Origin of the sequence: Niveispirillum sp., assembly GCF_017996735.1 — a bacterium.
Taxonomy (GTDB): Bacteria; Pseudomonadota; Alphaproteobacteria; order Azospirillales; family Azospirillaceae; genus Niveispirillum.
Genome location: NZ_JAGOGJ010000231.1, coordinates 1 through 5,558, shown reverse-complemented (window position 1 = coordinate 5,558; position 5,558 = coordinate 1). Strand labels below are relative to the sequence as shown.

The window sequence follows — 5,558 nt, the reverse complement described above, 5'->3', positions numbered from 1 at the left end:
TGGGGGGAGCATACGATTGTATGCCTCGATCTGCTCCCGGACAGGGGCGGGAAGGGCCTTCCAGTCGCTGCCCTGGTCACCCCAGCCGCCCAGGCGGTGATGACGCTTCGCCGCCGCGGTCTTGAACGCCTGGACCGCCTGCGTCGCGTGCAGGTCGGCCCGCATAGCCGCCGTCTCGAGGGCTTCCCGCTCGGCGGCCTTGCGCTCGAGCGCGGCCACCTTCGCCAGCGCCGGCCGCTGCTCCTCGATGATCCGCTTCGTGGCCGCGTCACTGGTCGCCGTCGCGATCCGCCCTGCCTCCTGATCCTGGGCCGCCAGCTTCGGGATGGCGGCCTCTGCCGCCTGCATCTGGCGCGCGGCCTGGTCGAGCGGCGGGGCTTTGACCAGGCCCTTGTCGTGCAGCCAGGCGCGGAAGGGGTGGGCCTGCCGAAATGCTTCGATTTCCCGCCGGGATCGTTCAACCAGACCCCTCTGATCGGATAGGTTGACGCCAAGGAGACGAGAGGCTTCAGCCGTTCGGATCACCTCCCGGTCGCCCGCGACCAGGGCCGCGACGCTGGGCGGTCTGATCCGCTGGGCCTCGGCCCTTATCTCCTGCGCCGTCATGCCGTCCAGGCGTCGCGCCTCGGCTGCTTCCCGGTCTCGATCCCGGCGCTCCCGCTCGGCCTTCAGGTCGAGGATCTGGCCCTGCAACGCCGCCCGCCGCTCGTTCCGGTCCACCACGGCCCGATTCCGGTCGCCCCGCTCGGTCTCGACGCCTCGCCGCTCCTGCGCGGTCACGGCCGGCCCCAGGTGCTCGCCGGCCTCCCGGTCGAGACCCTGGCGCTCATAGCTGCGATGGTCCACCCGCTCGGCCCGGCCCGCCCGCTCCAAGGCCCGATTGGTCAGGTCCGCCCAGGCGGAGCGGACCTTTTCCACCTCGTCCCGCCCGGCGCCGAGGCCCAGCGATCGCCGCTTGGCGTCCGATAGCTCGATCGCGGCTTTCTCGCCCAGGACCAGCCCCCCGGCCGCGTCCCGGCTGACCTGCCGGGTCGTGCACAGCAGGTGCGCGTGGTGGTTCCGCTGATCCCCTTCCCGGCCGGGCGCATGAATGGCGACGTCGACCGCCACGCCATAGCGCGACGCCAGCGCCTGCCCGAACGCCCGGGCCAGATCGGCCCGCTGGCTGGCGTCCAGTTCGGCCGGCAGGGCCACCACCCATTCCCGGGCCGTCCGGCCGTCCTTGCGGGTCTCGGCCTGCTCGGCGGCGTTCCACAGAGCGGCCCGGTCGGCGCTTCCGCCATCGGGCGCCACGATCTCGGCCGACACCACGCCACCCTTCCGGGTGTAGTCGTGGGCGAGACCCTGGCGCTCGTCGGTCAGCGCCACGCCGGCACGATAGGCGGCGGCGGCAACGGCCGACCGGCCCGCTGCCCTGCCGATTACCTTCGTGCTGGCGCTGTAGATTGCCACCCTCTTTCCTCCTGGCGTCGATGGGGTGCCGGGGTGTCCCCGGCCGCACGGACTTGGCGAAGCCAAGTCGTAAGTGCGCCCTTCGCTGCTCGCTCCGGGTTCCCGCACCCCGCATTAACAGGCATGATGCTGCCCTTCATGGCAGAAAGAAAGACCCTATGGCGTCAACCATCGAACAGAAAATAGCGCAGGCCGAAGCCGAGCTTGCCCGCCTTCGGACCAAAGCTCGCGAGGTCGATACCGGGCGCAAGATCATCCTCGGCGGGATGCTCCTGGCCGCCGCTCGCCGCGATCCTCAAATCCGGGCCTGGGTGCTGGCGGAGGTCGAATCCAACATCACCCGCGACCATGACCGGAAGCGCCTGGAACCGACCCTTGCCGAGTTGAGAAGCCTCCCTATGGCTCAAGCGCTCGATCAGGATAGCTCACAGAACGGCAAAGGATGAGGCGTAGAGCGTGGAAAGATCGCCGTCACACCTCCCCTAGCAAAAAACCGAAATCCACGCATCTGCCTCTCCTGTGATGCTTCTGGAGGCTATGGCATGCGCCGATCCGCACTTACGCGGATCGGAACCGGCCGCAGCCCCGAAGGGGCGGTGCGCGGCCGTCTGTATGGCGCAGAGTGCCAAGAAGACGCGCCGGTAGAACATCTGTGGATAACTATCGTAAAAGTCGCATGATCCGCGTGGCGGCCGACCCGCCCACACGACCATAGGCCACCCGCGCTGCGCTTAGAGGCTTCGCTTGGTGGCCTTCGTATGGACGGCTCGCGGCCCCCTTCGGGGTCCGTCATATAGATCATAGAAGGAGCAAAAAAAATGTTGTTGAAAATCAATGTCTTAGAGGGGGGGGTAGTCCCACCAGCTATGGGACTACCCCGTCCCACCAGCTATGGGACGGGTTTGACAAAAATTGTCAATTAATCGACAATTTTTGTTCGCCGTTCGTGGACAACAAATGTCATCCGATGGATAATGGTTGTCCACCGGTGGGACTGGGCAGTCCCACCGTGAACGGAAGATGAGCTAGGGCTGGATCATGGCGGCAAGAGAGAAAGGCTTAACCCTGGCAACTGCACCTGGGGGAACATGGGTCCAAACTGAGCGGGCAACCCATGAGAAATGGGCGAAGCTAATCGGCTCCCATCCCAAAGCGGCCGCTCTTATGCATGTAATCGTCGGAAACATGGGACGTCATAACGCTCTTGTTGCCAGTGTGCCCAATCTACAACGAATGATGGGCTGCTCTCGTAATACTGTCCTGCGCGCAATTAGCGTCCTCAAAGAGCAGAACTGGATCGAAATACGCCAGCTAGGCGGGGTCGGCACAACAAACGCCTACATCGTCAATGACCGAGTGGCATGGATGGGGAAGCGTGATGGTATCCGCTACAGCCTGTTTTCGGCGGCGGTTCTCGTATCTGACGATGAACAACCCGACAAAGACGAGATCGGTGCACTACCGCCCCTAGAACGTGTCCCTTCGCTCTATCCTGGTGAGCGCCAGCTACCGCACGGCGAAGGCCTTCCACCACCTTCGCAGCCCGGTCTGCCCGGCCTAGAAGCAGACTTGCCCGCGCTTAAAGCCGAGGAAGAGGAATGACAACCGAGGGACCGACGATGACCGATGCCACCGCCCCCAAAAGCTACCTGCTCGATCAGGAAGAACGCGAGGCCCTGCTCCGGGAAGGTGGAATGGACTTGCTCTATCTCGCCGAATCCCAGGCGGCCGGCCATGCCGGCGATGAAGAGACGGCTTGGGCCTGGTTGCGTCTGACAGAGTTGTCGGCGCAGACCCTCTTGGGCCTCAAGAGCCGGGCCGGCGGCCAGTTCATCCGCGATATGGGCTTGAAGACCGCACAAGCTGACGCGGCATATGGGCCGGGCTGGCTGGATCGTTGATGACGGATTTACAGAATTAATGATTTCCGTATTTCTGTATCAACAGGTCGCGCACAATCTCAGAGATGGTGCGCCCTTCTAGGGCACCGGCAGCCTTGATCTTCCGATGCAAGCTTGCCGGCACGTCAACCGTCAGCCGCTGGACCTTCTCGGGCGTCTCTGGTGCCCCCCGCTCCTGCACCCAGGCATCAGCATCCATAGCCGGCTGTGACGGCCGGGCACCTATCGAAACCCTCTTCCCGCTCATGCCACGATCTCCTGCATCTCGGCGACCAATGCGCCGACTTCGGCCGCTGCCGGCCCGTCTGCATCAACCTCGAAAGCCGCCAACCCCTGCGCGGCCGTCTCCGCGAAAACGACACGCTGGCCAACCGTCGAGGTCAGAACTGGGACGGAATAGGCGGCCAGGGCTTCGCCAACATCCCGGCCGATGGCCGTTCCTGTAATTTTCCGATTTATTACAAATACTGATTTCAGTAAATCTTTAAAGGATCGGGCTTCATCCACGAGCTTCACCACCTCGGCCGCAGCCCAGACATCGTAGGGACTGGGCTGCACCGGAATGAGAACGAGGTCGGCCGCCATGATCGCGCTGCGGGCCAGATCAGTGACCCTGGGCGGGCCGTCGATGATGATATGGTCGTAAGCGGCACCGATCTGACGAACCTCCTTGTGGATGGTCGGCCTTGGCAACCCGATGACGGACACCAATGGCTCGCCCTGGCGGGCAGCAGCCCAGTCCAGAGCACTCCCCTGCGGGTCCGCGTCGATGACCAGGACACGCTTGCCTTCACGGGCCAAGGTCGCCGCAATGTTCACGGCCAGCGTGGTCTTGCCGACGCCGCCCTTCTGGTTCAGCACTGCGACGATCATGGTGATTTCCTGATTTGTGTCTTTGCTGATTTAATGATTTACAGAATTACAGCATATAGCACGGGAGCATCGCCATGGCGAACGAGCGTTTTGAAAGCGTGTGGGATGCGATCTGTGACACAGCCGAGGACACCGAGACCATGAAGCTGTGGTCTTCTCGGCTCTCCGCCGTGCAACGCTACATCACGGATCGTCGCATGACGGCAAAGGAAGCCGGTGCCCTTTTCGGCATCGAGGCGGAGACCGTCGAGCGCATCAGGCGCGGCCGGGTCGGCGCCCTATCCACTGAGGACGTGGAAGGCATGATCCGTTCGGCCGCTGGGCAAGGAGTCAGGTTGCCTTGAGGGATGGATGGCCGGGAGCCAATAGTGTATCTTAGCGAAAGGTATTACCTTTCGCTACCGAGGTCGGGATTATGGCAGCGGCAACATCTATCAAGCTGGATGACACCCTGAAAGACCGTGTGCAGCATTTGGCCACCGCGCGGCGGCGTAGCTCGCACTGGATCATGCGTGAAGCCATCGCGCAGTATGTCGAGCGCGAGGAAAAGCGCGAAGCGTTCAAGCAGGACGCGATGCGGGCATGGGAGGAATATCAGCGGACGGGCCTGCATCTGACCCTTGAGGAAGCGGACGCCTGGTTGGCGAAGCTGGAAGCGGGTGACGATGCGGAGCAGCCGAAGTGCCACGTCTGATCTGGACGGCGAGCGCACTGGACGATGTTGACCGGCTTCATCGCTGGTTAAAACCAAAGGATGCCAATGCAGCCCGGCGCGCGGTCGCCGCGATCCGGGAAGGGGCCAAGATTCTGGCAGAAACGCCGCATATCGGGCGGCCTGTGGAAGATATGGACCCCGAATATCGGGAAAAGCTGATCGACTTCGGCAACAGTGGCTATGTCGTCCTGTACCGCCTCGACGGCGAAACCGTGACGCTGCTGGCAGTTCGCCATCAGAAAGAGGCGGGCTATCAATAGCCGGCAGCCGCGATGCAGCCATCCCGTCCATATGTCCACGGGCAAGCGGCCGGCCGGAGCGCCCATCACGCGCAGGGCGGCCGCGTTTGCCGGTGGGCATGTGGACGGGATCAGCCCCGGCCTAGACCACGCTCCTGGCCGCGCGCCCGCAAGACATCGGTCAACTGCCGGGCCGCTTCGGGGGCCTTCCGCCACGCCTCCCGCAACTGCTCCAGCCGGCGCTCCTGGCTTGGGGGGAGCATACGATTGTATGCCTCGATCTGCTCCCGGACAGGGGCGGGAAGGGCCTTCCAGTCGCTGCCCTGGTCACCCCAGCCGCCCAGGCGGTGATGACGCTTCGCCGCCGCGGTCTTGAAC

The 5,558-nt window shown here is 63.9% G+C and carries 10 protein-coding genes; 6 read left to right on the top strand and 4 right to left on the bottom strand.

Translation table 11 applies throughout. From position 1 onward, the window contains the following. On the bottom strand, positions 1 to 1,452 hold a 1,452-nt coding region (gene mobQ / locus KBA48_RS32130; protein ID WP_292912749.1), incomplete at its 3' end, for a MobQ family relaxase. Between the two features lie 158 nt (positions 1,453 to 1,610). On the opposite strand from mobQ, the gene KBA48_RS32125 reads away from it, so the two are divergent. From KBA48_RS32125 to KBA48_RS32115, 3 genes are all read left to right on the top strand, one after another. Further along, positions 1,611 to 1,898 carry a hypothetical protein gene (locus tag KBA48_RS32125; RefSeq protein ID WP_292912748.1) on the top strand — a complete coding sequence of 96 codons (288 nt, stop codon included), beginning with the start codon at positions 1,611 to 1,613 and terminating at the stop codon, positions 1,896 to 1,898. 592 nt (positions 1,899 to 2,490) lie between these two features. Next, positions 2,491 to 3,054 carry a helix-turn-helix domain-containing protein gene (locus tag KBA48_RS32120; RefSeq protein WP_292912747.1) on the top strand — a complete coding sequence of 188 codons (564 nt, stop codon included), beginning with the start codon at positions 2,491 to 2,493 and terminating at the stop codon, positions 3,052 to 3,054. Positions 3,055 to 3,071: 17 nt separating this feature from the next. Continuing rightward, positions 3,072 to 3,353 (top strand): hypothetical protein, encoded by a 282-nt coding sequence (locus KBA48_RS32115; RefSeq protein WP_292912746.1) that lies wholly within the window; start codon positions 3,072 to 3,074, stop codon positions 3,351 to 3,353. 16 nt (positions 3,354 to 3,369) lie between these two features. Here KBA48_RS32115 and KBA48_RS32110 read toward each other — a convergent pair whose 3' ends face one another. Continuing rightward, positions 3,370 to 3,600 carry a hypothetical protein gene (locus KBA48_RS32110; protein WP_292912745.1) on the bottom strand — a complete coding sequence of 77 codons (231 nt, stop codon included), beginning with the start codon at positions 3,598 to 3,600 and terminating at the stop codon, positions 3,370 to 3,372. Next, a complete protein-coding gene (parA, locus tag KBA48_RS32105; RefSeq protein WP_292912744.1) occupies positions 3,597 to 4,226 on the bottom strand; it encodes a ParA family partition ATPase in 630 nt (209 codons plus the stop codon). Before parA ends, KBA48_RS32110 begins: the two co-directional genes overlap by 4 nt. A 74-nt stretch (positions 4,227 to 4,300) precedes the next feature. Between parA and KBA48_RS32100 the strand changes: the two genes are divergently transcribed. The 3 genes from KBA48_RS32100 (at position 4,301) to KBA48_RS32090 (ending at position 5,201) form a co-directional block, all read left to right on the top strand. Beyond that, entirely contained in the window at positions 4,301 to 4,570 is a 270-nt protein-coding gene (locus KBA48_RS32100; RefSeq protein ID WP_292912743.1) for a hypothetical protein, read from the top strand. Between the two features lie 71 nt (positions 4,571 to 4,641). After that, positions 4,642 to 4,920 carry a CopG family ribbon-helix-helix protein gene (locus KBA48_RS32095; RefSeq protein WP_292912742.1) on the top strand — a complete coding sequence of 93 codons (279 nt, stop codon included), beginning with the start codon at positions 4,642 to 4,644 and terminating at the stop codon, positions 4,918 to 4,920. Then, positions 4,908 to 5,201, top strand: coding sequence for a type II toxin-antitoxin system RelE/ParE family toxin (locus KBA48_RS32090; RefSeq protein ID WP_292912741.1), 294 nt, complete (start codon positions 4,908 to 4,910; stop codon positions 5,199 to 5,201). The genes KBA48_RS32095 and KBA48_RS32090 overlap by 13 nt, the downstream gene beginning before the upstream one ends. A gap of 110 nt (positions 5,202 to 5,311) precedes the next feature. Here the strand turns inward: KBA48_RS32090 and KBA48_RS32085 are convergent. Continuing rightward, positions 5,312 to 5,558: hypothetical protein (locus KBA48_RS32085; protein ID WP_292912740.1), on the bottom strand; the 247-nt coding region annotated here is incomplete at its 5' end.

Excerpts from the sequence above, each read along its gene's own strand:
- parA (WP_292912744.1), bottom strand. The coding sequence starts at position 4,226 with ATGATCGTCGCAGTGCTGAACCAGAAGGGCGGCGTCGGCAAGACCACG.
- KBA48_RS32125 (WP_292912748.1), top strand. The coding sequence starts at position 1,611 with ATGGCGTCAACCATCGAACAGAAAATAGCGCAGGCCGAAGCCGAGCTT.
- KBA48_RS32110 (WP_292912745.1), bottom strand. The coding sequence starts at position 3,600 with ATGAGCGGGAAGAGGGTTTCGATAGGTGCCCGGCCGTCACAGCCGGCT.
- KBA48_RS32095 (WP_292912742.1), top strand. The coding sequence starts at position 4,642 with ATGGCAGCGGCAACATCTATCAAGCTGGATGACACCCTGAAAGACCGT.
- KBA48_RS32120 (WP_292912747.1), top strand. The coding sequence starts at position 2,491 with ATGGCGGCAAGAGAGAAAGGCTTAACCCTGGCAACTGCACCTGGGGGA.
- KBA48_RS32100 (WP_292912743.1), top strand. The coding sequence starts at position 4,301 with ATGGCGAACGAGCGTTTTGAAAGCGTGTGGGATGCGATCTGTGACACA.
- KBA48_RS32115 (WP_292912746.1), top strand. The coding sequence starts at position 3,072 with ATGACCGATGCCACCGCCCCCAAAAGCTACCTGCTCGATCAGGAAGAA.